Source organism: Halorussus vallis (assembly GCF_024138165.1).
In the GTDB taxonomy this organism is placed as follows: Archaea; Halobacteriota; Halobacteria; order Halobacteriales; family Haladaptataceae; genus Halorussus; species Halorussus vallis.
In genome coordinates, this window is the sequence record NZ_CP100000.1 from 862664 (window position 1) to 889144 (window position 26481).

Below are 26481 nucleotides of genomic sequence, written 5' to 3' on the forward strand. Positions count from 1 at the left end.
GATTATCCGTCCTCGCTGATAGTCGTCAGAATCGCCTTGCTGATCTCGTCGGCCGGCAACACGCGGTCGACGCAGCCGGTTTCGATGGCTCGCGCCGGGATGCCGAACACGGAGCAGGTCTCCTCGTTCTGGGCGAGGGTCGCGCCGTCGACGGCCTTGATGGCCTCGATGCCCGCCGCGCCGTCGCCGCCCATGCCGGTCAGCACGACGCCGGTCAGGGGGTCCGAGATCTTCTCGGCGGCCGTCTCCATCGTCACGTCGATGGCGGGCCGCACCCCGTGCATCGGGTCGTCCTCCGTGAGCCGAAGGCGCAGGCGACCCCGACCGTAGCCGGCGACCGCCAGGTGGTAGCCGCCCTTGGCGACGACGGCCTCGCCGCCGCCGATTCGCATCCCGTCCTCGGCCTCCGAAACCGAGTACTCGCTCCGGCGGTCGAGTCGCGCCGCGAACCGCTCGGTGAAGCCGTCCGGCATGTGCTGGACGACGAGCACCCGGAGGTCGGCCTCGCGGGGGAGGTCGGAGACGACTCGCTCGACAACCCGCGGGCCGCCGGTCGACGCGCCGATGACCACGGTCGGGTTCTCGACGTAGCCGTGGTCGGGTTCGATGGTCCCCGGGGTCGGGTCGGCGTCGGCCGGTTCGGCGACCGACGAGAGGTCGGCGCGGGTCGCCGACCGGACCGTCTCCACCAGCGTCTCCCGGTGGGCCGAAATCTCGGTCGAGACTTCGCCGCCCGGCTTGGCGAGGAAGTCGACCGCGCCCTTCTCCAGCGCCTCGAAGGTGGCCTCCGCCCCGTCCTTCGTGTGGGCGCTCAGCATCACCACGGGCGTGGGGGTCGTCGCCATGATCTCCTCGACGGCCTCGATGCCGTTCATCCGGGGCATCTCGACGTCCATCGTCACCACGTCCGGTTCGTGGTCGGCCACCGCCGCCACGGCCCGTTCGCCGTCGCTGGCCTGCTCGACGACGTCGATGCCGCCGTCGTCCAGAATGTCGGAGATGACCGTCCGCATGAAGTGGGAGTCATCGACGACGACTGCCTTCGTCATGCGGAGATGACGTCGTTGATGGCGTCCATCACGCTGGGTTTCTGGAAGGGCTTCGTGATGTAGCCGTCCGCGCCCGCCTTGATCGCCTTCTTCATCTTCTCTTCCTGCCCGATGCTCGTACACATGATGACGTTCGAGTCGGGGTTGTTGTCCTTGATCTCGGTGGTGGCCTCGATGCCGTCGCGGATCGGCATCACGATGTCCATCATCACGAGGTTCGGCTGGGTCTCGTTGTACATCTCGACGGCCTCCACCCCGTTTTCTGCTTCTCCGGCTATCTCGAACTCCTCTTCGAGAATTTCCCGAAGGAGATTCCGCATAAATTCTGAGTCGTCAACGATTAGTACGTTCTTTGCCATGCGCAGTCACCAATTGGCTGATTTGAAAGGGGGTAAAATAAATGCTCCCCTGCAATTATCACGGCTGATGTTCGCCGATATCTCTCTTCACGGCGGCCGAAACGGCTGATTCGCCGAGGAGCGACGCGGCCGAAAATCCCGGTCGGTACTATTTCAGTTCGCCGATAATCACGTCGACGTCCACCCAGACGACCAGGTCGAGTTCGCCGTCGTCGTCGGGCTTGCGGATGATGCCCCGCGAGACTTGCTCTTCGATGCCGCGGGTGTCGAGGTTCGAGAGGTCGTCGTCGGTGTCGATCTGGTGTTCGGTGTAGGTCGCGACCTCCAGCACCTCGTCGACCCGGATGCCGATCTTCTGCTTGTCGTCGGGGCGGTCCAACACCAGGACGTTCTGCTCTTCGCTCGCGGGCGCCTCGCCGTCGACGCCGAGGAACGTCCGGGGGTTGATGATGGCGGTCGTCTCCCCGCGGAGGTCCATCACGCCGTCGATGGAGTCGGGCGTCCGGGGGATACGGGTCACCTTCTTTATCTCGACGATGCTGTCGACCTCGCCGATGTCGATCGCGCAGTAGTCCTCGCCGAGGCGAAACTCCACGACCTGCCGAGTTTCGACGGTGGCGTCGACGGGCGTCTCGGCGGCGGTCTCGCCCGCGTCGGGGTCCGTCTCCTGTGCCTCCATAATGCTCTCTGCTTGGTACATCGGAGCCCAGTACATAAAACCCGCGCCCCGTCTCTCGCAGGTGATAATCGGCGAAGCGGCACGACGACCGACCGGCCGCCCAGACGCGCAGACGCCCGGACGACCGCCGCCCGTATCGCGGTTCAGACGTCCTCGGGCGGAAACACCATTCCGCGGTCGTCCTGCACGGCGTCGTAGAGGTCGGCGATGGTGTCGTCGGGTCCGAGGTCGTAGGCTTCGAGGATGGCCCGCAGGCACGACAGCGTGTAGCGCACCCGGACGTCGGACTCGGTGAGTAGGATGCCGAGCACGTCCTCGACCGGGGTTTCGGTGGTCAACTGCTGGGCGTACCACCGGAGGAGGCCGTCGAACACCGTCGTCACGTCGTCGGAGAACAGCTGCTGGTGGGCAATCGAATCCTCGGCTTTCGCCGTGACGTGGAAGCCGTACCGGGCGCTCACGCTATCGAGGTCGTCCTCCAGCCATCGCTTAACCGACGCCGAGTCGACGGCCGCGTGCGCGTCGGCTCCGTTCGAACCGGGAGCGCCGGCGTCGCCGCCCGGAGAGCCATCCGAGGAGCCGCCTCCGCCGGCCCCGCCCTCGTTGGTCGCGCTTCCGGCGGATTCGGCGGCGCCCGAACCACCTCCGAGCGCTTCCGGCGAGACGGTAGGACGGTCGTCGGTGCCGATGACGTACCGGCCCTCATCTAGGGGGACGACGTTCTCCTCGTTCTCGATGTCGAGGTCGTCGGGCGAGAGCGGCCGCCGGTCATCGGGGTCCCGACCGTCGTCCGGCGTCGGACACATGGAGGTACGGTACCGACCGTCAATATATAAACCCTCCGTCCGGTCGCCGTTTCGGCCCGCGGTCGTGGCGGCCCGACGGCGACGATAGTGACGGTTACGCGAGTCGGTGGACGACGGCGGGTACCCGAGACGACGAGCGACCGCACCGCGAATCGAGACAGCGCGACCGGACTGGCTCACGGTCGAACGATGGTTGTCGGGCGCAAAAGGAGCGGCACAAGTACTGCGCCGCCCCATTCGGGCGCTCGTCGGGCCGTACGCTCGGCGTAATTCGGGTCGCACCGACAATTCTTGCCGCAGGACCGGTGTTCGTCGAAGATGCCGCCAGACTTTCGACAATCGTTGTAACGGAGATTTATTATCGTCGAAGGCGTCGCGTCGAACGACGAAATGAGCATTCAACGACCGACGACACCGACGCCGGAGTTGCCGAGTAACATACAATCACCGCGCGCGAAACTGGTCTACCTGTACCTGCACACGGCGACGACGGCGTCGATCGACGACCTCCAGGCGGCGCTCAACCTGCAGAAAATCACGCTGTACAGCATCCTTCGAACGCTACGCGAGCGCGAACTCGTGGAGAAGCGGGACGGGCGATTCGCGGTCGTCGAACGGTAGTTACTCTTCGTCTTCCTCTGGGCAGAGCTGTTCGGGCGTGCGCTCGTGGCGGGGTGTCGAGGCGAACTGGGCGATGCGCTCGCGCTCTTCGTCTGACAGAGACATACCCGACCAAACTCGTGGGAGAGGTAAAAAGTCAGCGGCAACTGTCAGCTAAACTTTCGTATTCGACGGTTACCCGAGCAACCGTTTTACGCCTCCCGGCCCTTCCTCGTTTGGGGGAAATATCATGGCAACGGAACCGGACGACGACAAGTATCCGCCCGAATCGGGTCGAAGGCGTTTCGTGAAAGGCGTCGTCGGCAGCGCAGCACTAGTCGGTATCGGGACGGCCGGGGCGGTGAGCGTCAACACCGCGACCTCGCCGACCGGCGCCGGCGGGGGTATCGTCCAGTACTACGGCGTCGAGAACGTCGCGGGGCCGGCCCCGCGCGGGATGCCCCAGATTCCCATCGAGATCGACTCGGAGGGGTATCTGAAGGGCGTCTGGCCCGAGGTGAAGGAGGTCGAAGAGCAGGGACAGACGGTCACGGTCGCGGAGATGAACCTGGGCGGCATCACCTACACGAGCGAGTGGTTCCAGTACTGCGGCGTCCAGACGTATCCCGGCGTCGACCCCGAGGCCGACCAGGACAACTTCTTCCGATACGCCGGGTCGGCGCCCTACGAGTGGCAACAGCAGGAGGTCGAACCGGGAGCGAAGGTTCACGTCGACGACTTCAGCGACTACGAGACGTGGGGTAACGGTATCGGCGTAAGCGGTATCGGCAAGCCCGCGCTCGCGACCTGGCGCTCCCAGGACGTGCCCGCGAGCGGGACGATGCCGGTCCAGATAATCCGGAGTACGAACGTCGAACAGTTGGCCGACCAGGGCGAACAGTGGTTGCAGGCGAGCACGGAGCAGGGGTTCGTCGCTAACCTCGACAAGTGTACACACTTCTGTTGCGTGCCCGCGTTCAAGGCCTACCGCGACAGTGCGAAGTTCGGCGCGGCCAACGAGATCTACTGTCAGTGCCACCAGTCGGTGTACGACCCGTTCAGCATCGTGCAACTGTCGTTCGTGGCGCTCCCTCGCCCCGAGGAGAACTGAGGCGTCGGTCGGTGCGAATCGGGGGACGAGAGCGGGGAGTCGGGGTGCGGTCGCTACCGACGGCATTATTTCCTGCATAAACGTCGAACCGTCGTCACGCCGCCGGAGTTGCGGTTCGTCGGAGCGCCGTCAGGTTACCGTCGGCCCGCGGTAATGCGACAACAAAGACTTTGTACTCACGGTAAGCAATCAAAACCATTGAGACGAAAGCTCTCCGCAGCGGTCGACCGAGTAAGACGACTGTTCGGTTCGACGGCTTCCGGTCCCGACGACGCCACCCTCTCGCGAGAGGACGAAGCCGACGACGGCCCCGACCTCTACGAGTGTTCGGGTTGCGGTTCGGTGTTCATCTCGCGGCCTAACCAGTGCTCTGAGTGCGGGGACGACGACTTCTCGAACGTCGGAAAGTTCAACTGAGCGGCGGTCGACCGCGACGCGTTCGACCGCGCGACGTAAGTCGTTGGAGAGCGTGCCGAGTCGGCGACGCCGGCGGTCACGAGGACGGGCGAACGGAGGGGTTTCGAGTGCGTACCGCGTCTCGGGCGGGCAGGTCGAAGCGGTCGCCGACGACGAAACGAAGGTCACCGTCGACGTCGTTCGGCTTGAAGCGCCGACTCCGAGCGCCTGACCGCGTCAATCAGACATTCATTCGAGGTGAAATCTGTGAACGAGCACTCCCAGCGGGGAGATTACGAACGCAAATCCAATCGCCGGACCGAGAAATACGATCTTGGATAGCTCGTGTGCGACGAAGGCACTCAACCCCAGTTCGTATCTGTACGGAATCGTTGGCCAGTTAAGATACAGACCGAACAGCGGTACTGCGAGAAGGAAAGACAGGAACAGGAGTGCGAACTGTCGTGGAATACGCTCGTACGGGGTGTTCCAAGCGGTTACCCCCATCACGAGTGCCGAACTCGTGCTTATCACCACGAAGCTTCCGACGCCGACGACGAGACCTCCGACAGTAACGACGGTCGAGGGGAGACTAGACTGCAATGCGGCCCACACAGATATAATCGAGATAAAGACTGGCCAGAGAACGACTCCAATTACGTAGCCGTAGGGTGGTTTGAGAAGACGGTGACGTAGCAGAGATTCCAGTCCGGAACCGGAGGTGTCCACCCACTTGTCGAACGTTTCTGTTCTCATACTGTTCGTGATATTTTTGCAACCTATTAAAAGGGTGTGGACGTGGAGAGCGCGATTACCTCGAAAAATCCCAATCTCGTGATTTCGATAGCCCGCGCTACGGTGCTGGGGGTAGTAACTGCAGGAGAGAAACGATTCGTAGAAAGCCAGGGGTGGGATTTGAACCCACGAACCCTCGATTACAAGTCGAGTGCTTGAACCGCCCAAGCTCCCCTGGCGCACCCGGTGGTTCGGGCTACCCCTTTGTGAGCGTATCGCTTTCGACCGGTTTTTCCAACTCGATTCGGTGCGGACGATAGCCCCGTCGCCGGTAGAATCGCCGGGCGGCTTCGTTGTCGGCCATCACTTCGAGCGCGACGATGTCGACGCCGCGGTCGGCGAGCGCCCGCTCGGCGGCCGCGAGCAGCGCCGTTCCGACCCCTCCCCCGCGGCGGTCGGGGTCGACGTGGATGTTCTGGACGACGCCGCGCGTTACGTCCTGGTCGTAGTAGCTCGACTCGACGGTGAACATGACGAAGCCGACGATGGCGTCCCCCGACGGCTCGGACGCCCCGGAGTCGGCCGATTCCTCGTCCCTGGCCACGAGGAGGTCGTCGCCGACGACGCTCCGGGCGAGGGCCGCCCGGACCTGCGAGCGGTTCGCCGCCGCCAGGAGGTGCGAGCCGAACGAGCGCTGGCCCTCGGCGAGTTCGACCCAGCGGTCGGCGAGGGCGTCCACGTCGCGGCTCGTCGCCGGTTCGACCGAAACCATTCAGTTCGTGATTGGTTCGACGGTGGCGGTTCGGAGCACCTCGACCGCCGGCAGGTCGTCGCCCGTGAGCATCCGGAGCGCCGCGCCGCCGCCCGTGCTCACGTGGTCGAAGCCCTCCAGTTCGAACCGCCGGATGGCCGCCGCGGTGTCGCCGCCGCCGACAATGCTGTAGTCGGCGGCCGCGGCGGCGCCGAATATCTCCCGCGTCCCGCGGGCGAACGTCTCGTCTTCGAAGACGCCCGCCGGCCCGTTGAGGACGACCGTTCCGGCTTCCCGGAAGCGTTCGGCGTACCGCTCGATGGTTTCGGACCCGACGTCCATCACGGCCTCCCCTTCGTTCGGCGGGAGTTCGTCGAGGCTCAGTTCGTGGCGCTCGCCGTCACGCTCGACGGCGACGTCGGCGGGCAGGAGGATGCGGTCGCCGTACTCGTCCAACAGGTCGCCGGCGCGGTCGATCTCGCTCTCGTACCCCCGGTCGTAGATGAACTCGGTGCTGGCCTCACCGAGGTCGACGTCGCGGGCCAGCAGGAAGACGTTGGCGACGACGCCGGTCGTCGCAACCCGGTCGGCGAGTCCGCGGTCGAGGACGCTCTCGGCGACCGCCATCGAGTCCGGGACCTTCGCCCCGCCGACGGCGTAGACCCGGGGTTCGGGCGTGCTCTCGATGTCGCCGAGCACGTCGAGTTCGCGCTCCATCACCCGGCCGGCGTAGCCCGGGAGCCGCTCGGGGAAGCCGACGATGGAGGGCTGAGAGCGGTGGGCGGCCGCGAACGCGTCGTTGACGTAGGCGTCGAGGACGGGCGCGAGGCCCTCGACGAGGTGAGTTTCGGCGGCGCGGTCGGGCGGGAACTCCATGTACTCCTCGCTGTAGAATCGGGTGTTCTCCAGTACGACCGCTTCGCCGTCGTCCAGCGCTTCGACCGCGCTGCGGGCGTCGGCCGAGAAGGTGGCGTCGGAGTAGCCGACGGGGGCGTCGAGCAGTTCGTCGAGGCGGTCGGCGTGGGGTCGGAGGGGACCGAACTGGTCGCCGCCGGGGCGACCCTGGTGGGCGAGGACGGCGACCCGGCCGCCCCGTTCTAAGAGTTCCGAGAGGGTGTCGACGTGTGCGCGGAGGCGGGCGTCGTCGGCGAGGTCACCGTCGTCGGCGAGCGGACTGTTGATGTCGATACGCACTCCGAGCGTGGTCCCTTGGACGGCGAGGTCGTCCAGGGTTTCTATCGCCATACACGTGAATCCGACAGCGGGCGGCATATATGTGTCGGGCGAGGTGACAAATCTGAATTCGAAATAGAGTTAGTTTTTCCGAGCGTGCGGGACGCTGACGTTTTGCAAATCTTTTTATACCACCTGTGAGACAATCTGGTAGACTATGACAGGCATGGACAAGTCGCGTCGCAAGTATCTGAAGATCACGGGCGCAGTCGGGGCGGCCGGACTCACCGGCCTCTCCGGTTGCATCAGTAGCATCTCCGGGAGCGGAGGCGGCGGACCCATCCACATGGGGTCCATCCTCCCCATCACCGGTGCGCTGAGCGCCTACGGCGGCGGCATGCAGGAGGCGGTCAACCTGGCGGCCAAGCACATCAACGACGCCGGCGGTCCGCTCGGACGTGAAATCAACCTCCACAACGAGGACAGCGAAACCAAGCCGAGCAAGGCGGCCCAGAAGTACAAGACCCTGGTCGAGGAGCAGAGCATCATCGGCTTCGTCGGCGCGGCCTCCAGCGGCGTGTCGACGACCATCGCGGAGAACATCGCCGCCGACCAGGTGATGCAGGTGAGCAACGCCTCGACCTCACCGGTGCTGGCGAACATGGGCTACAACGACGACAAGTCGGTGAAGTACTTCGGCCGCACCGCGCCCAACGACGGCCAGCAGGGCATCGTGATGGGCCGCATCCTCAACGACAAGAAGTACATCGGCGCGAAGAAGGCCGCCTTCCTCTACGTCAACAACGAGTACGGCCAGGGACTGGCGGAGAAGGCCAAGGCGGCGTTCCCCGGCGAGACGACCGCGATGGTCGGCTACGACAAGAAGTCCAGCGACTACACCTCCACGCTCGACGAAGTGTTCGCGGGCAATCCCGACGCGGTCGGCTTCGTCGGCTACCCCGGTAACGGGAAGACCATCCTCAAGCAGTGGTCGAACGGCGGCTACGGCGGCCAGTGGGTGCTCAGCGAGGGCCTGAACGACCCCGGCTTCTTCAGCGACCTCAAGGACATCACCGACGGGATGTACCTGGCGTCGCCGAACCCGGAGGCGACCGACGGCGCGTCGAAGTTCGAGAAGGAAATGGGTTCGAAGAACACCCTGTTCGCGGCCCACGCCTACGACGGCCTCGTGCTCCAGGCGCTCGCCATGCACAAGGCGGGCGAGGCGTCCGGGACCGCCATCGCCAAGAACTTCCGCTCGGTTTCCCGGGGCGGTCAGAAGGTCACGGTCGGCGAGTTCCAGAAGGCCAAGGACCTTCTCGACGACGGCACCGACATCAACTACCAGGGCGCGTCGAGTCCGGTCGACATGAACGAGTCGCTCGAACCGCTCAACCAGTTCGCCGTGATGCAGGTCAAGAGCGGGAAGGCCGAAGTGCTGGAGACGATTCCGCGCTCGTACTTCGAAGGAAAGCTGTAATCCCGGTCGAGGGCCGTCGACGAGCGGTTCTTTCTGTCTCTCGTTCACGTCCGGACGTTGAACTTTCCGCCGACCCACCGGTCCGATTACACAATCATTTATTATAATCCTCGTGGTGTGATACGGCGGAGATGTCAGAGAACTATCGAACGACGCGACGCGCGTACCTGAAAGCCACGACGGCCGCGGGGGTGGCCGGGTTGGTCGGACTGTCAACGTCGGCGAGTGGGCAGGGCGGACCCATCCCGATGGGGTCGATTCTCCCCATCACCGGCGATCTGAGCGCGTACGGAAGCGGGATGCAGAAGGCGGTCAACGTCGCCGTACAGGACGTCAACGACGCCGGCGGCCCGCTCGGACGCCAGATTCAGATGAACAACACCGACAGCCAGACCCAGCCCTCGCGGGCCATCCAGCAGTACCAGTCGCTGGTGAACGAACAGAACATCGTCGGGTTCGTCGGCGCGGCCTCCAGCGGCGTGTCGGTCCCGCTGGCCCAGAACGTCGCGGCCGACCAGGTGATGCAGATGAGCAACGCCTCGACCTCGCCCGCGCTGGCCGAGATCGGCTACAACGAGGACCAGTCGGTGAAGTACTTCGGCCGCACCGCGCCCAACGACGCCCAGCAGGGAATCGTGATGGGCCGCATCCTCAGCGACCAGCAGTACATCGGAGCACAGCGAGCCGCGTTCCTCTACGTCAACAACCCCTACGGCCAGGGGCTCGCCGAGAAAGCGCGCGCACAGTTCCAGGGCGAGACGACCGCGATGGTCGGCTACGACCAGCGGTCGACCGACTACACCTCGACGCTCGACCAGGTGTTCCAAGGCAACCCCGACGCGGTAGGGTTCATCGGCTATCCCGGCAACGGCCGGACCATCCTCCAGCAGTGGCAGAACGGCGGCTACGGCGGCGAGTGGGTGCTCAGCGAGGGGTTGAACTCGCCGGACTTCCTCAAGAGTCTGAGCAACATCACCAGCGGGATGTACGTCGCCTCGCCGAACCCCGAGCAGACCCGGGGTGCCACCCGATTCGAGCAGAAGATGGGCCAGCAGGCCAACACCCTGTTCGCGCCCCACGCCTACGACTGCCTGTTCCTGATGGCGCTGGGGATGCAGGCCGGCGGCGAGGTCTCCGGCACCGCCATCGCGAAGAACATCCAGTCGGTTTCGCGGCCCGAGGAGGGCGCCAGCCAGCAGACCGCCACGACCGCTGCGGGCAACCAGACGGCCGCCAACCAGACCGCGACCGGCACCGCGACGGGCGGCGGCCAGCCCGCCGGCGAGGTGGTGACCGTCGGGGAGTTCCAGAAGGCAAAGGACCTCCTGAGCAACGGCGCCGACATCAACTACCAGGGCGCATCGAGTCCCGTCAACCTCAACAACTCGCTCGAACCGCTCAACCAGTTCGCCATCCTGCAGGTCCAGCAGGACGGCTCGCTGAAGACCCTGGAGACGATTCCCCGGGAGTTCTTCAAGGGCAAACTGTAGTCCGCACCGCGCGGTCCTATTTTTCGGCGAACGGCGCCTGTGAGCGACCGGACCAGTCCGGGACAACCGTTAACAATTCGCATCGCGTAACGAGTGCGATGTCGAACCTGAACGACGAACTGGCCGACGCCCAGCGGGAGATTCAGGGGGTCAAGAACCTCCTCCGCGAGGAGGTGCCGAACCTCTTCGACTTCGACGTCGTGGTGGGGAACGTCAACTACAACGACACCAAGAACACCGCCTCCGTCACCGTCGAACCGAGTTCGGAGGCCCGGGGGCAGGTTTCAGAGCAACTCGGCGGCGTGAAGGTCCAGATAGACGGAACGATGGAGTTCGAGTTCGGCTTCGCCTCGGAGGAGGAGGAAAGTCGCCGGTAGCGGGAGCGTCGAGAGGAGCAGACGGGAACCGCACAATCGAGGAGAGAAAACCACCGAGCGGAAACGTCGGGCCACGACGCACCCCGACGTTTCCGCCTCCGGTGAGCGCCGGCGCGCTCAGTCGCCGCTCGCGGCCTCGCCGGCGTCGCCGCCACCGCCACCGAGGTAGAGGTCGATGACCTCCTCGTTCTCCAGCAGCGCCATGCCGGTGTCCTCGAAGCGGTTCTCGCCCATCTCCAGCACGTAGCCTCGGTCGGAGTTGCGCAGGGCCTTCCGGGCGTTCTGCTCGACCATCAGGATGGCCGTGCCCGACTCGTTGATCTCGATGATCTTCTCGAACACGTCGTCGACCAGGTCGGGCGCAAGCCCCGCCGAGGGCTCGTCGACCAGCATCAGGTCGGGGTCGACCATCAGGCCGCGACCCATCGCGAGCATCTGTTGCTGGCCGCCGCTCATCGTCCCGGCCTTCTGGTTCTGGCGCTCCTCCAGGATGGGGAAGCGCTCGAACACCTCGTCGAGCGCGCTATCGGGCACCTCGTCCAGAATGTACGCGCCCATCTCCAGATTCTCCCGAACCGTCAGCGTCGGGAAGACGTTCTCGACCTGCGGGACGTAACACATCCCCTCGCGGGTGATCTCGTCGGGTCGGAGGTCGGTGATGTCCTCGTCCGCGAACGTCACCGACCCCTCCCAGCAGTCGATGAGGCCGAAGACGGCCTTCATGAACGTCGACTTGCCCGCGCCGTTGGGCCCGATGATGCAGACGATTTCGTCGTCGGCGACGTCCATCGACACCCCGTGGAGGATCTGTGCGTCGCCGTAGCCCGATACTACGTCGCGGGCTTCGAGTAGCGCCATCCGTTATCCCCCCAGGTAGGCGTCGATGACTCGCTGGTCGCTCTGTACCTCCGCCGGCGTGCCTTCCATTAGCTTCTTGCCTTGGTCCATGACGATGATGGTGTCCGAGAGGTTCATGATGACCTCCATGTCGTGTTCGACGATGCAGAACGTGTAGCCTTCGTCCCGCAACTTCTCGATTCGCCGCAGTAACTTCTGCGTCAGCGCGGGGTTGACCCCCGCCACGGGTTCGTCCAGCAGGATGAGGTCGGGGTCGGTCATCAGCACCCGGCCCAGTTCGAGCAGTTTCCGCTGACCGCCCGAGAGGTTGCCCGCGTACTCGTTGGTGAGGTGGTCGAGTTCCAGCAGGTCGAGCATGTCGAGCGCGCGCTCGCGAATCTCGTCCTCCTCGGCCGCGACCGACCGCCGGCGGAACCAGGTGTTGGCGAGGTTCTCGCCGCGCTGGTCCTGGGGCGCGAGCATCAGGTTCTCCAGCACGGTCATCCCCTGGAGTTCGCGGGTGATCTGGAACGTCCGCGAGAGGCCGGCCTGCGACACCCGGAACGGTCGGCTGTGCTTGTAGTCGAGGTAGTCGTCCTTGACCCGTTCCTGGGCCTGGTAGAGGCCGGCGCCGACGCCCGCGCCGACGACCGCCGCGCCGCCGACCCCGACCGCGGTCATCCCGGCGGCGACCGCCGAGGCCAGGCCGATGCCGCCGAAGCTCAGCCCCGACGCGCCCATCCAGATGCCCTGTTCGGTTTCGCTCGGGCGCATGAGGTCCTGGAGGTCGGTACCGCGGTACTTCACCGACCCGCCGTCTGGCTTGTAGAAGCCGCTGATGAGGTTGAACGTCGTGGTCTTGCCGGCCCCGTTCGGGCCGATGAGTCCCGTGACGGTCCCCTCCTCAACTTCGAACGTCGCGCCGTCGACGGCGGTGATGCCGCCGAACGTCTTGCGCAGACCCTCGACTTCGAGTATCGCCTCGCCGGTTCCGTGGTCGGTTTCCGGTCGGTCGGTCGTGGATTGCCGGCTCTCGGTTCGTTCGGTTTCGGATCGTTGGCTCACGTGTCGGTCACCTCCTCGTTCTTCTGTTTCTCTCCCCACAGGCCCTCGGGACGGTAGTAGAGAATGATGATGAGCAGCGCGCCGATGAACGCGAGTCGGAGCGCCTGCACCGACGACCGCGCCGCCGTCGGGAAGAACCCGGCGATGTCGGCGGTCGCCTTCTGGAACGCCCAGTAGATGACCGACCCGAGAATCATCCCCTTGTTGTTCGCGGTCCCGCCGATGATGAGTACGAGGAACGCGATGAACGTCACGCGCGGCGCGAACATGGTGTGGACCAGGCTCTGGAAGTAGATGGCGGTCAGGCCGCCGGCGAATCCGGCGAGCGCCGACCCGAGCATCATGCCCTGGACCTTGTACGCGAAGGTGTTCTTGCCGAGCGACGTCGCCACGTCCTCGTCCTCGCGGATGGCCTTGAGCACCCGGCCGAACGGCGACTCGACCGTTATCTCCGAGAGGTAGTACACCAACGCCAGCGACGCCAGCGTCAGCACCAGCAGGAACCGCGAGTAGTCGAACTCGGCGCCGCTCGCGGTGAACTTCAACAGCCACGCGAGGTTCTGGAGCGTGTTGTTCACGACGCCGCCGACGCCGGCGCGCTTGAGCGGTTCGATGTTCGCCATCACGAAGTACCGGATGGCGAACAGCCAGATGGCCCCGACGCCGACGATGCGGACGAACTCGGTGCCGGAGCCGTACCGCTCCCAGCGCGACCCGACGTAGTAGACGCCGTAGAGGAACGCCGACAGCAGCGCCATCGTGAGGAACAGCCCGATGCTGCTGCTCTCGTCGCCGCCCCCGCCCATGACGATGAGCGGGACGAACGTCGCGACGAACACCACGGCCAGACCCAGCGCGAGCAGGAAGTCCCGTCGGTCGAGGTCGCTGTAGCGGCGGGCGACCGCGACGGCCCCGAACACCCACGTGAACAGCGAGAGGAGTCCGAGGAAGACGAACGTCACCATCGGCGACTCGCCGACGACGAAGGCGGCCGCGAACGCCACGGTCGCCGCGACCGCGCCAGCCAGGGGGACCCAGCGCTGGTCCGCGCCGTAGAATCCCGCGGCGAGCGCGGCGAAGACGACCGCGCCCAGCCACCACTCGAACGCGAGGCCGGTGACCGCGAACGCCGCCGCGCCGAACAGTACGCCCGCGCCGAGCAGGTAGCGCTGTTCGGTTTCGCTCGTCTCGGAACGCGCGCGCCGGGCGGCGACGTATCCGATACCGAGGGTCGTCACCGCGAGCAGTCCGTCGACGATCTTCCCGCCGATGCCGGGGCCCGAAATCGTCCGGCCCGCGGTGACGCCGCCGTCGGCCGCCGGGCCGGGTTCGGCGGGCTTCCCTCCATCGGCGGTGAGTTCAGAGTCGGGTCGGGTGCCGACCTGCGCGAGCAAGTAGGTCGCCACCGTCCAGAGGACGAGGACGACGAAGCCGAACAGCGCGGCCGCCGCCAGTCCCTCGCCGGGGAGCGGGAAGCCGTCCCGGAGCGGCTGTTCGAAGCCGCGGAGCGACCCGGGGCCGTTCGCCAGCCACCCCTCGACCTGGACGACCCGCTTCAGGATGACCGAGATGCCGAGCACCGCGATTGCCAGGTAGTCCTCCCGGAGCCGAATCGCCGGGAGCGCGACCAGCAGGCCCATGATTCCGGCCACGACGGTACCGACCGCGATGGCCGGGAGCCACGGCCAGTTCCACCCGAGGACGTAGGTCGCGAACTGCTGCTCGCTGGCGGGTGGTAAGACCAGCAAGGCGGTGACGTACGCGCCGACCAGATAGAACGCGACGTGCCCGATGTCGAGCAGGCCGGTGTAGCCGAACTTGATGTTCAGTCCGAGCGCGAGTATCGCGTAGATACCCACGATGATGCCGAGCGAGACGAGACTACTGGAAAGTGCCATCTCAGCTCCCTCCCGTGATGCCTTCCGGTTTGACGAGCAACACGATCAGCAGGATGACGAACGCGATGGGGATGCGGTAGACCGACGACTCGATGCCGGGGATGGCGAACAGTCCGACGTCCATCGAAAGGCCGACGATGTAGCTCCCCAGAATCGCGCCGTACACCGACTGTAAGCCGCCGAGGATGACGCCCGCGAACATCGGCAGCAACAGGAAGAATCCCATGTTGACCGTGAGCTGACTGAACAGGACTCCGAGCATCACGCCGCCGACGGCGGCGAACGCCCCTGCGATGATCCAGGTCGCCATCATCACCCGGTCGGTGTTGATGCCGGTGATCTTCGCGAGGTCGATGTTGTCGCTGGAGGCCCGCATCGCCTTGCCGAGCTTCGTCTCCTGAAGCAGGAAGTGCAGACCGCCCATCATCGCCAGCGCGATGAAGATGACCGACGCGCGCATCACCGACAGGCGCACGCGCGACGACCAGTCGGGACTGGCGGGGACCGACCCGCTCCCGCCGAGCACGAACAGGAGCGCGACGAACGAGACGGCGCCGACGACGGCCGCGCTGAGTTTCGGCCCGACGGTCTGACCGCCGTAGCCCTCGTCGCCCCGGCGGAAGCGGTAGGTCGCGGCCGCGAGGCCGAGCGTCACGACGACGAGCGCGACGAGCGCGAGCCACGAGTACGACAGCGTCGCCATGGTCTGGGGCGGGTTCGGCCCGCTGTCGATGACCTGCAGGACGAGGCCCGACCCGCTCGCGTAGAAGTCGAAGAACTTCGCGGCCGACAGGCCGACGTCGTAGCCGAACACGGTGCCGACCTGGGGCACCTGGTAGCTCCGGACCTGCCCGCCGTAGAACGCCTGGGTGCTGAACCGGAGCACGAACGAGAGGCCGAGGGTGACGATGAGCATCGTCGCCAGCGACGCCTCCTTCGCGCGGAACTTCCGGAAGATGACCTTCTCCAACAGCGGCGCGACCGCCGCCAGCACGATGGCCGACAGCAGCAGGCCGGCCCAGATGGACGGGAAGCCGACGACGACGACCCCGCCGAGCGCCGCGGCGGCCGCGAGGTGGACCGCCAGCGCCAGCGCCGGATTCGGATCGCCGGGCCACCACGACCCCTTCAACGCCGCCGCCCCGCCGAGCAGGTACACCGCGCCGAGCGCGGCGACCACCGTCAGCAGGAACAGCACGGCGAACCCGGCCGTGCTGAGGTCGCGGGCCGTCTCCGACAGCAGTTCGAACACCGGGACGGTCGCCGGCCGGTTGACGAACAGCGCCGCGTACGCCCCGAGCATCAGCAACTCGCCGTGGGCGAAGTTCGGCACCTCTGCGATGTTGTACACCAGCGCCAGTCCGATGGCGCCGAGCGCGACGATGCTCCCCGTGACGAGTCCGTTCATGACCGCGTTAATAAGACCCGTGCTAGGTGGCATCGTTTACCACCTCATGTGCCGACCTGTGACAACGTACCATACTACATATGTTCGCATGGGGGACCTATTTGTGTCTTGTGCTTTTTCGCACAACGGCGTCGGAAAACATGAGTCCGACCTCTGACGGCACAGTTACCGAATCTACACTTCTCTGCAGTTGGCGCAGATGAGTTGGCCGTTGACGTTCGAGAGTTCCCGACTCAGCGTGCCGCAGGTTTCGCAGATGCTCCGGTCGGAGTACTCCGCGCGCTCGTCGTTGCTAATCTCGCCGTTACCGACTGGATTGCTTCGAGCGTCCGGGCCGGAGCCGCCGCCCGCGTCGGTCCCCGGCCCCGAACCGGCGGCGAACTGCTCGGCGATCTCCCGGGAGTCGTCGTTCGGGGAGGGGACGCCCGAGAGCGACGCCGACGCCGAGATGACGTCGCGCTCGTCCACGACGCCGACGAGTTCGCCGTCGACGGTGACCAGGATGCGTCGGATGTCGTTTCTCGACATCGTTCCGGCGGCGTCCGACAGCCCTCTGTCGGCCTCCATCGAGATGACCGGTTCGGACATCACCTCGCCGACCGCCGTCGCGGCGGGATCGCCCCGGGCGGCGACGAGTTCGAGCACGTCGGATTCGGTCACGATGCCGACCGGGTCGCTTCCCCGGAGGACGACCACGCTCCCGACGCCCTCCTCGCACATGAGTTCGACCGTTCCGAGGACGCTGTCCCCCTCGTTGACCCCGACGTATTCGCGGGTCATGACGTCCCGGACTGTGACTTCGCGTTCCATGTGCGAACGTATCGCACGTTGGCGCTAAAAGGTATCCCCGGCAGTTTTAAGCCCGGAGCGGGCCTATGTAATAAGTTATCGGGAGACGAGGGCTCTCTGCCGGTTTCTCGACGCCCGGCGAACCTGCCGATGGGAGGTGCGCCGGGCGAATCGGGAGAGTCCCCGACCCACGCGGAATCCCTCGAACGAGCGTCGGATTCCGAGCGCGTCGGCCGATTCGGCCGAATCGGCCGACGCGCTCGGGGTCGTTCTCGCGACGCGATTCTGCTCGGACGGACGCCGTTTGAGGACGGTCGTCGCTCGGACGCTGTCGGCAACCGTCTTCGGAATCAGACGGCGAGAATGATGCGAACGCCGTTCAGACGTCGAGCACGATGCGGTCGTCGTCGTCTCGGCAGTCCTCCAGCGCGTGCTTGGCGGCCATGCCGGCCGACTGGGCGTTGTCGGCCTGGCCAACGCCGACCTTGAGTTCGACTTCGGCGGTCTCCTCGACGTGTTCGACGGCGTCGCGGTAGGCCGCCTCGTCGAGGTCGGGACACACCGCGATGACGTTGTCGCCGCCGACGAAGAACGAGAGGGCGTCGTGGGCCCGGCGCATGTACTGCATCAGTTCGGCGTAGCCCTGCTCGATGTGGATGAACGAGTCGAAGGCGTTCAGTTGGTCGGTGTACTTGCCGGTCGCGTCGTTGACGTCGAAGTGTGCGATCTGGACATCGTCGGCGGCGCGCTCGTCGGGGGCGAGCGGGCGACCCCGCAGAATCTCGGTCCGTTCGTGGTCCTGGGCGCTCCCGGCGTCCTGGAGGAGATCGGTCGCCTCCGCCAGCGCCGCGACCGGTCGGGGGTCGGCCGCCACGCCGAGGCTGACCGTCACGGGGTAGCGGTTGCCCACCGACTCCTGAACCAGCGCGTGGGCGTCTTCGTCCATCCCGTTGGTCACGGCGACCATGTTGTCGAATCGGGTGAAGAAGACGTAGCCCTCGCGGTTGCCGACCAGCTGTGAGAGGTCGGCGTAGAGGCGAGACTGGAGCGTCTGGAGGTCGACCTCCCGACGGGGTTCCGGCGTCACTGTCCACGGCCCGTAGTTGTCGATCTGAACGAGGGTGACCTGCGCGTTCGTCACAGTTACGCGAGAGTTTGCGTTTCGGGGTTATAAGTCGTCCTAATTCTGGTAGCGGTTCCAGAACTGTGGCGGCGACGACCGACTCGCCGAACCGGTTGACCGTTCGAACGACCGATGCGGACGGAACCTCGAGGGGAACTGCCGAATCGAACGGAATTTCGGGACGAAGTGCCGAGTCGGTCGAGTTCGTCAACTGAGAGGGCTATATAGAGAAATAATTTCAAATCAAGACCACTATCTCTGGACGAACTTCCAAATACTTATCCCTGGGAAGGACATTCGTCTACTCGCAATGGCAGAAGGCAACGTTGATTTCTTCAACGACACAGGCGGCTACGGTTTCATCTCGACGGACGACGCGGACGACGACGTGTTCTTCCACATGGAGGACGTTGGCGGCCCCGACCTCGAAGAGGGAACGGATATCGAGTTCAGTATCGAAAACGCCCCCAAGGGCCCGCGCGCGACGAACGTCACGCGTCTTTAAACAACGCTTTCAGGCCGCCTGACGGCGGATGAACGCGCTTTTCCGTACAACTACTTCACGCGAGCGACGGCGTCGTTCGACGCCGCGAGTTCCATTCCGGGAGATTCAAACCGGAGTCTCTCCTCCACCCTGCTAATGACCATCCCGTCGTTCGTGGTGGGAATCGCCGGTGGGACGGGGGCCGGAAAGACGACGGTGGCCCGCGAGATCACCGAGGAGGTCGAGGATTCGGTGACGCGAATCCCGATGGATAACTACTACAAGGACCTCTCGCACCTCGACTTCGAGGAGCGCACGGAGGTCAACTACGACCATCCGTCGGCGTTCGAGTGGGACCTCCTGCGCGAGCACCTCGACGCCCTGCTGGCGGGCCAGACCATCGAGATGCCCCAGTACGACTTCTCGGCTCACAACCGCAAGGACGAGACCGAAACCGTCGAACCGACCGACGTCATCGTCGTCGAGGGCATCTTCGCGCTGTACGACGAGGACGTCAACGAGATGATGGACCTCCACGTCTACGTCGAAACCGACGCCGACGTGCGCATCCTCCGGCGCATCGAGCGCGACGTGGTCGACCGGGGCCGCGACCTCGAGGGCGTCATCGACCAGTACCTCTCGACGGTCAAGCCGATGCACGAGCAGTTCGTCGAACCGTCGAAGAAGCGCGCCGACCTCATCATCCCCGAGGGCGCGAACGCCGTCGCCGTCGACCTCCTGGAGGAGAAGGTTCGGGCAGAAACCTACACCAACTCGGGGTCGGGGTGGACGCTCGGCGAGGACGGCGTCGAGCGCGAAGACCCCGAACGCTACGCGGTCGCCGGCACCGACGCGGGCGCTACGAACGCGGGTCCCGGCGGAAACGTCGGCGACGAAGAGAACGAAGGAGAGGAACTGCGTCGGTAGTTCGGGAGACGGACGCCGCCCCCGAACACCGATTTCGGACGGATTTCAGGCGCTCTTCTTCTCGGGGTCGGCGCCCTTCGGGTGGTAGTCCCAGAACCCGCCGCGGCGCATCGCGCGCCCGACCGCCTTGTGGAAGTCGACGATGTCCTCGTACTCGTCCTGGTCAATGTGCTCGAAGATGTCCTCGACGCTGACGACGCGCTTGTAGTTGATGCGAATCGGCTCGTCGGCGTGTTCCGCGACGAACTCCTCGCGGGTGAGCGGGAAGTCCTCGTCCTCGTCGAGTTTCTTGGCGAGAATCGCCATGCCGTACTTGCGCCCGCCTTCGCTGCCTTCCTCGCCGTCGGGGTCGTGCGGCCAGTCCATGTGTGGCACGTCGAACGGGGTACAAAAAGAGTTTACCGTTCGCCGCGGGCGCGAGTCGACTTACGGGCGCCGGCGTTTTCGCAGATGGACCCGAAAGCGTATCTAACGACGATGTGTTCGTCGTCCATGGACACGTCGAGGGTTCTGGTCGGAAGCGTCTGCGTTCTACTCGGACTCTCGTATCTCGTGTATCTCGATGCGAGGCGGAGAGGGAGCGAACACGCGCACCTCTACGGTATCGCGATGATACCGACGAACGTGGTCGGTCCCCTCGGATTTGTGCTCTACTTCTACTTCCGAAAGCGAATCGGAAACGAAGTGAATGAGCGGAGACATCCGTGACCGTCAGTCTCGATAGCACCGCTGTGCACTCGATACGAACCGCAGTAACCGAGACTCTGACCGCCTCGAAAGCCCCCGGGCGGTCACGCGAGCGAAGCGGGCGTGACGTTGTCGGAGCTTGTCTCCGACAGAACTCGCGGTCGCTGACGCAGGATATTCGCGGCGCGGCATCACCGCGCCGCGAATAGTGGCCTGCGCAGACGACCACGGGCCTGCGGCCCGCGAGCGCCCGACCCCTTTCAGTCCCGCCCGTCGGTTGGTCGGCCGGGCGCTTTCGCCGGTCGATTCACCGAGCGTTCCACGGTAATCGGTGACACCCCCGTCGCGTTTGTAAAACCGACCGCCTTCGCGGGATGTGGGTCGGTGCGCTTTAAGACCGGAAGGTCGGTCGAGCGTCCGGGCGCGTCCCCGCGCGATGCGCGGGGACGCGCCCTCGCGGAGAGAAGGGTCGATGTCGTCTCCGTCGGTCGCCTCAGTCGTCGTCGCTCGCTTCCGCGGCGTTCGTCTCGCGGTCGCCGAGCAGTTCCTCGCGGTGTTCGTCCAGCAGGGGTGCGCGCTCGCCGGGCTTGGTCGGCGTCTCGCTCAACTTGATGGGCGACCCGGCGATGGTGACCTCCTGGTCGGCGCCGGGTTGTTCGACGTCCACGAGCATGTTGCGCGCGTGGACGTGAGGGTCCGCGAAGATGTCTTCGACGTCCTGGACCGGCGCGCAGGGCACCGAACCTTCCAGCAGGTCGCAGATTTTGGCTTCTGGCAGGTCAGCGGTCCAGTCGGCGATTTCGGCTCGGAGGTGCTCGCGGTTCTCCAGTCGGTCGCCCGCGGTCGGGTAGTCGGCGGCGAGGTCCGGGCGGTCCATCGCCTCGCACAGCGCCCGCCAGTGGTTGTCGCCGAAGGCGGCGACGACGACGTAGCCGTCTTCGGCCTCGAAGGCGTTGTAGGGGAACAGCGTCGGGTGGGAGTTGCCGCGGCGCTTGGGCACTTCGCCGGTGTAGGAGTGCTGGTAGACCGCGCGCTCGCACATCGAAATCATCGAGTCGTACATCGCGGTGTCGACGAACTGGCCCTCGCCGGTCCGGTCGCGGTGGCGGAGCGCCGCGAGGATGCCCACGGCGTTCAGCGTCGCGGTGAACAGGTCGCCGATGCCCGGCCCGACCTTCGTCGGCGGGCCGTCCTCCTGACCGGTGATCTGCATCACGCCGCCCAGCGCCTGGGCGATGAGGTCGAACGAGGGCTGGCCTTGGCGGTCCGTCTCGCCCGTGCGCGGGTCGCCGAACCCCCGGATGGAGGCGTAGACCAGGCCGGGGTTCTCCTCGCGCAGGCGCTCGTACGCGAGGTCGAACTTCTCCATCGTCCCGGCTCGGAAGTTCTCGACGACCACGTCGGCGTCTTCCACGAGCGCGAGGAAGTCCTCGCGGTCACTCTCGTCGGTGAGGTCCATCTCCAGGCTCCGCTTGCCGCGGTTGACGCTCTGGAAGTAGCCGCCGTAGGCGTCGTCCTCGGTGACGAACGGCGGGTTCGGTCGGATGAGGTCGCCGCCGGGGCGCTCTATCTTCACCACGTCGGCCCCGAGGTCGGCGAGCAACATCGTACAGTAGGGTCCGGCGAGCACCTGCGTCAGGTCGAGTACGCGCACGTCGTCCAGCGCTGCCATGGTCTTGGCGTCGGGTGGCCGGCCCAAAAACCTTCGCAATAAATCATGCACTTTGTGTCGTAGGCACACACGGAGGCTGAAATGACCCTTAAGGACATTAATCATGAACAATGATTATCTTTAAGTATTGTTCATTGTAGTTCTACACGCGATGTCAGCGACAGTCATCCTCGGCGTCATCGGGTCCGACGCGCACGCCGTCGGGATCACGATACTCGAACAGGCGCTGGACGCGGCGGGTTTCGAGGTCGTCAACCTCGGGGTCCAGTCCAGCCAGCAGGAGTTCATCGACGCGGCGCAGGCACACGAGGGTGACGCGGTACTCGTCTCCTCGTTGTACGGCCACGCCGAGCAGGACTGCCGGGGATTCCACGAAGCCATCGAGGCCGCCGGAATCGACCCCGTCACCTACATCGGCGGCAACCTCGCGGTCGGCCAGGACGACTTCGCGGAAACCCGCGAGAAGTTCCGCGAGATGGGCTTCGACCGCGTCTTCGACTCGGAGACCAAGCCGATGGAGGCCATCGCCGCCCTGCGAAACGACATGAACCTCACGGAGTCCGACTCCGAACGGGTGAGACTCACCTCCTGAGCGGTTCGTTTTCCACGATGTTACGCGACCAACGACTATCGGCAGAGACGCTCACACGTATCGACGACGAGATTCGACGGGACTGGACGGTCGAGGACCTCGACTTCGAGGAGGCCGTCGACTACCACGACTCGCTACCCGCGGGCAAGCAGTTCGCCCGCGTCCTGGAGTCGGCCGACCGGCCGCTGCTCCAGCCGCGGGCCGGCGTCCCCCGACTTGACGACCAAATCACCGTGCTCGGCCACCTCCAGGACGCCGGCCGGGCCGACCTGCTCCCGACCACCATCGACTCATACACTCGGGACAACGAGTACGAGAAGGCCCAACAGGGCCTGGAGGAAGCCCGCGAGAGCGGCGAGGACACCCTCAACGGCTTTCCGGCGGTCAACCACGGGGTCGAGGGCTGTCGACAGCTCATCGAGGCGCTCGACGCTCCCATCGAGGTGCGCCACGGCACGCCCGACGCCCGCTTGCTGGCGGCGGTCACCTTCGCCGGCGGCTTCCAGAGCTTCGAGGGCGGCCCCATCTCGTACAACATCCCGTACACGAAGGAGCACGACCTCGCGGAGACCATCGAACATTGGCAGTACGTCGACCGACTCGCGGGCGCCTACACCGAACGGGGCGTCCGCATCAACCGTGAGCCGTTCGGCCCGCTGACCGGGACGCTGGTCCCCCCGAGCATCGCCATCGCCATCGGCCTGGTCGAGGGGATGCTCGCGGCCACCCAGGGGGTCAGGAGCGTCACGCTCGGCTACGGCCAGGTCGGCAACCTCGTCCAGGACATCGCCGCGCTCCGGGCGCTCCGGGCGCTCGGCGAGGAGTACCTCCCCGACGAGGTCACCGTCACCACCGTCTTCCACGAGTGGATGGGCGGCTTCCCGCCTGACGAGGCCCGGGCGAACGGCGTCATCGCGCTCGGGGCGGCCACCGCCGCCATCGCGGAACCGGACAAGGTCATCACCAAGTCACCCCAGGAGTTCGGCGGGGTCCCCACCAAGGAGGCCAACGCCGCGGGACTGCGAACCACCAGACAGCTCATCGATATGATGCGCGAACAGGACATCGACATCGACGGCGTCGACCGCGAACAGCAGTTCGTCGAGGAGTCGACTCGCTCGCTGATGGATACGATACTCGAACTCGGCGACGAGGACGTGGTCCAGGGAACCGTCCAGGCGTTCGAGACAGGCAAACTCGACGTGCCGTTCGCCCCCAGCCAGAGCGCCAAGAGCGCGGTGCTGCCGGCCCGCGACGACGACGGTCGAGTGCGCATCCTCCAGTTCGGCAATCTGGCGCTCGACCAGGATTTGAAGGACGTCCACGTTCAGCGACTCGACCAACGTGCCAGGAAGGAGAACCGCGACCGCTCGTTCCAGATGGTCGCCGACGACGTCGACGCCATCAGCGAGGGGCGGCTCATCGGCCGACCGGGAGGTGAGGGGGCGTGAGCCGCGACTCTGGGACCGGCGCGTCGTCGGACGACGCGCCGGTCGTCGAGTCCGTGAAAGCGGTCCCGTGCGCGTCGGGGTTCTTCTTCGACGACCAGCGCGCCATCAAGGCCGGAGCCGAGCAGGACGGCTTCGCCTACCGCGGCGACCCGGTGACCGAGGGCTTCGACCGCATCCGGCAGGCCGGCGAGGCGGTTAGCGTCGTTCTCGAACTCGGCGACGGCACGGTGGCGACCGGCGACTGCGCCGCCGTCCAGTACTCGGGCGCGGGCGGCCGGGACCCGCTGTTCCGGGCCGAGGAGTTCGCGCCGGTCGTCGAAGGGCCGGTCGCCGAAGCGCTGGCCGGGCGGGACGCCGCCGACTTCGGGACGAACGCGTCAATCGTCGAGGAACTGCGGCCCGGCGGCGACCGCCTCCACACCGCGATTCGCTATGGAGTCTCCCAGGCACTGCTCGACGCGGCCGCGAGCGCCCGGCGAGAGACGAAGACCGAGGTGCTCGCAGACGAGTTCGGCGTCGACCCCGCGACCCAACCGATACCCGTCTTCGGCCAGTCGGGCGACGACCGCCGGCTGAACGCCGAGAAGATGGCGCTGAAGGGCGTCCCCGTCCTGCCCCACGGCCTGTTCAACAGCGTCGAGAAGGTCGGCGAGGACGGCGGGCGACTCCGCGAGTACGTCGAGTGGCTCGCCTCGCGCGCGACCGAACTCGGTCCCGAGGGCTACGAACCACGCTTCCACGTGGACGTCTACGGCGTCCTCGGAGAGGTGTTCGGCCCGCCGTACGACCGCCCGAAGGTGACCGACTACTTCGCCGAGTTGGGCGAGGCCGCGGGACCCTATCCCCTCCAGGTCGAGGGACCGATGGACGAGGGCGGCCGAACCGAGCAGATCCGCGCGATGGCCGAACTCCGCGACGGCCTCGCCGACGCGGGCGTGAACGTCGACATCGTGGCCGACGAGTGGTGCAACACCTTCGACGACGTGCGGACGTTCGTCGACGCGGACGCGGCCGACCTCGTGCAGGTCAAGACCCCCGACCTCGGCGGAGTCCAGCGGAGCGCCGAGGCGGTGCTCTACTGCCGGGGCACCGACACCCGCGCGTATCTGGGCGGCACCTGCAACGAGACGGTCGAATCCGCGAGGGCCTGCGCCCACGTCGCGCTCGCCACGGACGCCGCCCAGGTGCTCGCCAAACCGGGCATGGGCTTCGACGAGGGCTACATGGTGATGGAGAACGAGATGCGCCGAGCGCTCGCGCTCGCGGAGTACGCCGACTATCCCGCACCCGGCGGCGACGGTCGTCCTTCGAGCGACGGCGACCGCTCGTCGGCCGCGCCCGCGGCCGACGGGCCGGAGGTGGCCGATGACTGACTGGACCGACCCCGACGCGTTCGAGGCGCTCCTCGGCCGCGCCGAAACCAAGGAGAAGGGCAGCTGCTTCGAGGACTTCGAGGAGGGCGAGGTCGTCGAGCACGACCCCGGACTGGTGCTCTCGCGGCGCGGGAGCGAGTTCTGGATGGGCCAGACGCTCAACTACGACCCGGCCTACTGGCGACCCTCGGTCGCGGCCGCGACCGAAGGTCGCCGGGGAACGTCGGGAAGCGCCGACCCGCCGGTCCACCCCGACTACCTGCTGGCCTGCGTGATGGGCGCGAGCGTCGAGGACCTGAGCGAGAAGGGCGGCTACTTCCTCGGCCGCGACGACCTGCGGTACCACGCCCCCGCGGTCGAACCGGGCGCGGAGCTCCGGGTCGAGTCCACCGTCGAGGCCAAGCGCGAGTCGAGTTCTCGGCCCGCGTTCGGCATCGTGACCTGGGAGACGACCGGCTACGACGCCGCGACCGGCGACCGCCTGCTGTCGTACACCCGGACGAACATGATTCCGCGCCGGGAGCCGATGGCGACCGACGGCGAGGGTGTGACCGACGGCGAGGGAGCGACGACCGGCGAGGAACCGCCCGAGTCGGACCTCCCCGACGAACTCCTCGCGCCCGAGGGCGAGTACTTCGAGGACTTCCGCGAGGCGCTCGACCGGGCGGAGGGTCGAGACGCCGCGGTCGCCTACCGCCACGAACGCGGCCGGACCATGGACGACACCACGGTCGCCGCGCTCCCGCTGGCCACGCTCAACACCGCGAAACAGCACCACAACGCCGACGCGATGGCCGACTCGCCGTCGGGCGAAATCGTCGCCTACGGCGACGTCACCCGATCGATCGCGCTCGCCCACGCCCGCTCGGACGAAGCGACCGTCTGCGAGGTCGGCTGCGACGATGAGCGGTTCCACGACTTCGTGACCGCGGGCGACACCGTCTACGGCTTCACGCGCGTCCTCGACGCGCGCGAAGCCGACGGCGACTACTTCGACGCCGGGACGGAGCACGGCGCCGGCGAGGGACGCGCCGCCGGGTCCGGCGCGCCGGACCCGGCGGAAGCCGGCGAGGTCACCTTCCGGCACTTCGCCTTCGACCAGGACGGTCGGCCGGTGTACTCCGGCACCCGAACCGCACTGATTCGCAAGCGAACCTGAACGACGATTC

General features: G+C 66.2%; 28 protein-coding genes and 1 tRNA gene. 13 read left to right on the forward strand and 16 right to left on the reverse strand.

Translation table 11 applies throughout. The features are described from left to right. Positions 1-2 precede the first annotated feature (2 nt). The 4 genes from cheB to NGM07_RS04485 all read right to left on the reverse strand — a co-directional run bounded on the left by cheB (position 3) and on the right by NGM07_RS04485 (position 2893). Complete coding sequence (gene cheB, locus NGM07_RS04470) at positions 3-1049, reverse strand: chemotaxis-specific protein-glutamate methyltransferase CheB (RefSeq protein WP_253517667.1); 1047 nt, start codon at positions 1047-1049, stop codon at positions 3-5. Continuing rightward, positions 1046-1408, reverse strand: a complete 363-nt coding sequence (gene cheY, locus NGM07_RS04475) for a chemotaxis protein CheY (RefSeq protein ID WP_253517669.1) — start codon at positions 1406-1408, stop codon at positions 1046-1048. Before cheY ends, cheB begins: the two co-directional genes overlap by 4 nt. 148 nt (positions 1409-1556) lie before the next feature. Next, positions 1557-2123 (reverse strand): chemotaxis protein CheW, encoded by a 567-nt coding sequence (locus NGM07_RS04480; RefSeq protein WP_253517671.1) that lies wholly within the window; start codon positions 2121-2123, stop codon positions 1557-1559. A gap of 107 nt (positions 2124-2230) precedes the next feature. Continuing rightward, positions 2231-2893 carry a DUF7500 family protein gene (locus NGM07_RS04485; protein ID WP_253517673.1) on the reverse strand — a complete coding sequence of 221 codons (663 nt, stop codon included), beginning with the start codon at positions 2891-2893 and terminating at the stop codon, positions 2231-2233. Positions 2894-3283: 390 nt separating this feature from the next. Here NGM07_RS04485 and NGM07_RS04490 point away from each other — a divergent pair, with 390 nt between their 5' ends. The 3 genes from NGM07_RS04490 to NGM07_RS04500 all read left to right on the forward strand — a co-directional run bounded on the left by NGM07_RS04490 (position 3284) and on the right by NGM07_RS04500 (position 5021). Beyond that, complete coding sequence (locus NGM07_RS04490) at positions 3284-3514, forward strand: TrmB family transcriptional regulator (protein ID WP_253517674.1); 231 nt, start codon at positions 3284-3286, stop codon at positions 3512-3514. A gap of 229 nt (positions 3515-3743) precedes the next feature. Next, complete coding sequence (locus tag NGM07_RS04495; RefSeq protein ID WP_253517676.1) at positions 3744-4604, forward strand: ubiquinol-cytochrome c reductase iron-sulfur subunit; 861 nt, start codon at positions 3744-3746, stop codon at positions 4602-4604. 198 nt (positions 4605-4802) lie between these two features. Continuing rightward, the gene (locus tag NGM07_RS04500) at positions 4803-5021 is read left to right on the forward strand and encodes a hypothetical protein (protein WP_253517677.1); all 219 of its coding nucleotides are present in this window, start codon (positions 4803-4805) and stop codon (positions 5019-5021) included. A gap of 228 nt (positions 5022-5249) precedes the next feature. Here the strand turns inward: NGM07_RS04500 and NGM07_RS04505 are convergent, their stop codons facing one another. From NGM07_RS04505 to NGM07_RS04520, 4 genes are all read right to left on the reverse strand, one after another. Then, positions 5250-5756 carry a hypothetical protein gene (locus tag NGM07_RS04505; RefSeq protein WP_253517680.1) on the reverse strand — a complete coding sequence of 169 codons (507 nt, stop codon included), beginning with the start codon at positions 5754-5756 and terminating at the stop codon, positions 5250-5252. Between the two features lie 144 nt (positions 5757-5900). Further along, a tRNA-Thr gene (locus tag NGM07_RS04510) sits at positions 5901-5974 on the reverse strand. Between the two features lie 17 nt (positions 5975-5991). Beyond that, entirely contained in the window at positions 5992-6507 is a 516-nt protein-coding gene (locus NGM07_RS04515) for a GNAT family N-acetyltransferase (protein ID WP_253517683.1), read from the reverse strand. Continuing rightward, the gene (locus tag NGM07_RS04520) at positions 6508-7731 is read right to left on the reverse strand and encodes a phosphoglycerate kinase (protein WP_253517686.1); all 1224 of its coding nucleotides are present in this window, start codon (positions 7729-7731) and stop codon (positions 6508-6510) included. It lies immediately after the preceding gene. A gap of 145 nt (positions 7732-7876) precedes the next feature. Here NGM07_RS04520 and NGM07_RS04525 point away from each other — a divergent pair, with 145 nt between their 5' ends. From NGM07_RS04525 to NGM07_RS04535, 3 genes are all read left to right on the forward strand, one after another. Continuing rightward, entirely contained in the window at positions 7877-9139 is a 1263-nt protein-coding gene (locus NGM07_RS04525; RefSeq protein WP_253517688.1) for an ABC transporter substrate-binding protein, read from the forward strand. A 131-nt stretch (positions 9140-9270) separates the two neighbouring features. Further along, positions 9271-10629, forward strand: a complete 1359-nt coding sequence (locus NGM07_RS04530; protein ID WP_253517691.1) for an ABC transporter substrate-binding protein — start codon at positions 9271-9273, stop codon at positions 10627-10629. Between the two features lie 98 nt (positions 10630-10727). Beyond that, positions 10728-11006 (forward strand): hypothetical protein, encoded by a 279-nt coding sequence (locus tag NGM07_RS04535; protein WP_253517694.1) that lies wholly within the window; start codon positions 10728-10730, stop codon positions 11004-11006. Positions 11007-11123: 117 nt separating this feature from the next. On the opposite strand, the gene NGM07_RS04540 is transcribed toward NGM07_RS04535, so the two are convergent. From NGM07_RS04540 to NGM07_RS04565, 6 genes are all read right to left on the reverse strand, one after another. Then, positions 11124-11864 (reverse strand): ABC transporter ATP-binding protein, encoded by a 741-nt coding sequence (locus NGM07_RS04540; protein WP_253517696.1) that lies wholly within the window; start codon positions 11862-11864, stop codon positions 11124-11126. A 3-nt stretch (positions 11865-11867) separates the two neighbouring features. Beyond that, the gene (locus NGM07_RS04545; RefSeq protein WP_382194677.1) at positions 11868-12908 is read right to left on the reverse strand and encodes an ABC transporter ATP-binding protein; all 1041 of its coding nucleotides are present in this window, start codon (positions 12906-12908) and stop codon (positions 11868-11870) included. Next, positions 12905-14806 (reverse strand): branched-chain amino acid ABC transporter permease, encoded by a 1902-nt coding sequence (locus tag NGM07_RS04550; protein WP_253517698.1) that lies wholly within the window; start codon positions 14804-14806, stop codon positions 12905-12907. The genes NGM07_RS04545 and NGM07_RS04550 overlap by 4 nt, the downstream gene beginning before the upstream one ends. A gap of 1 nt (position 14807) precedes the next feature. Continuing rightward, positions 14808-16214, reverse strand: a complete 1407-nt coding sequence (locus NGM07_RS04555) for a branched-chain amino acid ABC transporter permease (protein WP_253517700.1) — start codon at positions 16212-16214, stop codon at positions 14808-14810. Positions 16215-16388: 174 nt separating this feature from the next. Beyond that, positions 16389-17024, reverse strand: coding sequence for a CBS domain-containing protein (locus NGM07_RS04560; RefSeq protein WP_253517702.1), 636 nt, complete (start codon positions 17022-17024; stop codon positions 16389-16391). Between the two features lie 358 nt (positions 17025-17382). Continuing rightward, a complete protein-coding gene (locus tag NGM07_RS04565) occupies positions 17383-18144 on the reverse strand; it encodes a GTP cyclohydrolase III (protein ID WP_253517704.1) in 762 nt (253 codons plus the stop codon). Between the two features lie 292 nt (positions 18145-18436). On the opposite strand from NGM07_RS04565, the gene NGM07_RS04570 reads away from it, so the two are divergent. Both NGM07_RS04570 and udk read left to right on the forward strand, forming a co-directional pair. Continuing rightward, entirely contained in the window at positions 18437-18631 is a 195-nt protein-coding gene (locus NGM07_RS04570; RefSeq protein WP_253517706.1) for a cold-shock protein, read from the forward strand. 135 nt (positions 18632-18766) lie between these two features. Further along, positions 18767-19537 (forward strand): uridine kinase, encoded by a 771-nt coding sequence (gene udk / locus NGM07_RS04575; RefSeq protein WP_253517707.1) that lies wholly within the window; start codon positions 18767-18769, stop codon positions 19535-19537. A gap of 45 nt (positions 19538-19582) precedes the next feature. On the opposite strand, the gene NGM07_RS04580 is transcribed toward udk, so the two are convergent. Then, a complete protein-coding gene (locus tag NGM07_RS04580; RefSeq protein ID WP_253517709.1) occupies positions 19583-19903 on the reverse strand; it encodes a DUF5785 family protein in 321 nt (106 codons plus the stop codon). 126 nt (positions 19904-20029) lie between these two features. Here NGM07_RS04580 and NGM07_RS04585 point away from each other — a divergent pair, with 126 nt between their 5' ends. Next, positions 20030-20245, forward strand: a complete 216-nt coding sequence (locus tag NGM07_RS04585; protein ID WP_253517711.1) for a hypothetical protein — start codon at positions 20030-20032, stop codon at positions 20243-20245. A gap of 472 nt (positions 20246-20717) precedes the next feature. On the opposite strand, the gene mct is transcribed toward NGM07_RS04585, so the two are convergent. Next, on the reverse strand, positions 20718-21896 hold the full coding sequence (gene mct, locus NGM07_RS04590; RefSeq protein WP_253517714.1) for a succinyl-CoA:mesaconate CoA-transferase: 1179 nt from the start codon (positions 21894-21896) through the stop codon (positions 20718-20720). 151 nt (positions 21897-22047) lie between these two features. Between mct and glmS the strand changes: the two genes are divergently transcribed. From glmS to mch, 4 genes are read left to right on the forward strand one after another with little or no spacing between them, the layout of a single operon-like run. Further along, positions 22048-22488 carry a methylaspartate mutase subunit S gene (gene glmS / locus NGM07_RS04595; protein WP_253517717.1) on the forward strand — a complete coding sequence of 147 codons (441 nt, stop codon included), beginning with the start codon at positions 22048-22050 and terminating at the stop codon, positions 22486-22488. A 17-nt stretch (positions 22489-22505) separates the two neighbouring features. Then, positions 22506-23939 (forward strand): methylaspartate mutase subunit E, encoded by a 1434-nt coding sequence (locus NGM07_RS04600; protein WP_253517719.1) that lies wholly within the window; start codon positions 22506-22508, stop codon positions 23937-23939. After that, a complete protein-coding gene (locus tag NGM07_RS04605) occupies positions 23936-25312 on the forward strand; it encodes a methylaspartate ammonia-lyase (RefSeq protein WP_253517722.1) in 1377 nt (458 codons plus the stop codon). Before NGM07_RS04600 ends, NGM07_RS04605 begins: the two co-directional genes overlap by 4 nt. Then, on the forward strand, positions 25305-26471 hold the full coding sequence (gene mch / locus NGM07_RS04610; protein WP_253517724.1) for a 2-methylfumaryl-CoA hydratase: 1167 nt from the start codon (positions 25305-25307) through the stop codon (positions 26469-26471). The genes NGM07_RS04605 and mch overlap by 8 nt, the downstream gene beginning before the upstream one ends. Positions 26472-26481 lie beyond the last annotated feature (10 nt).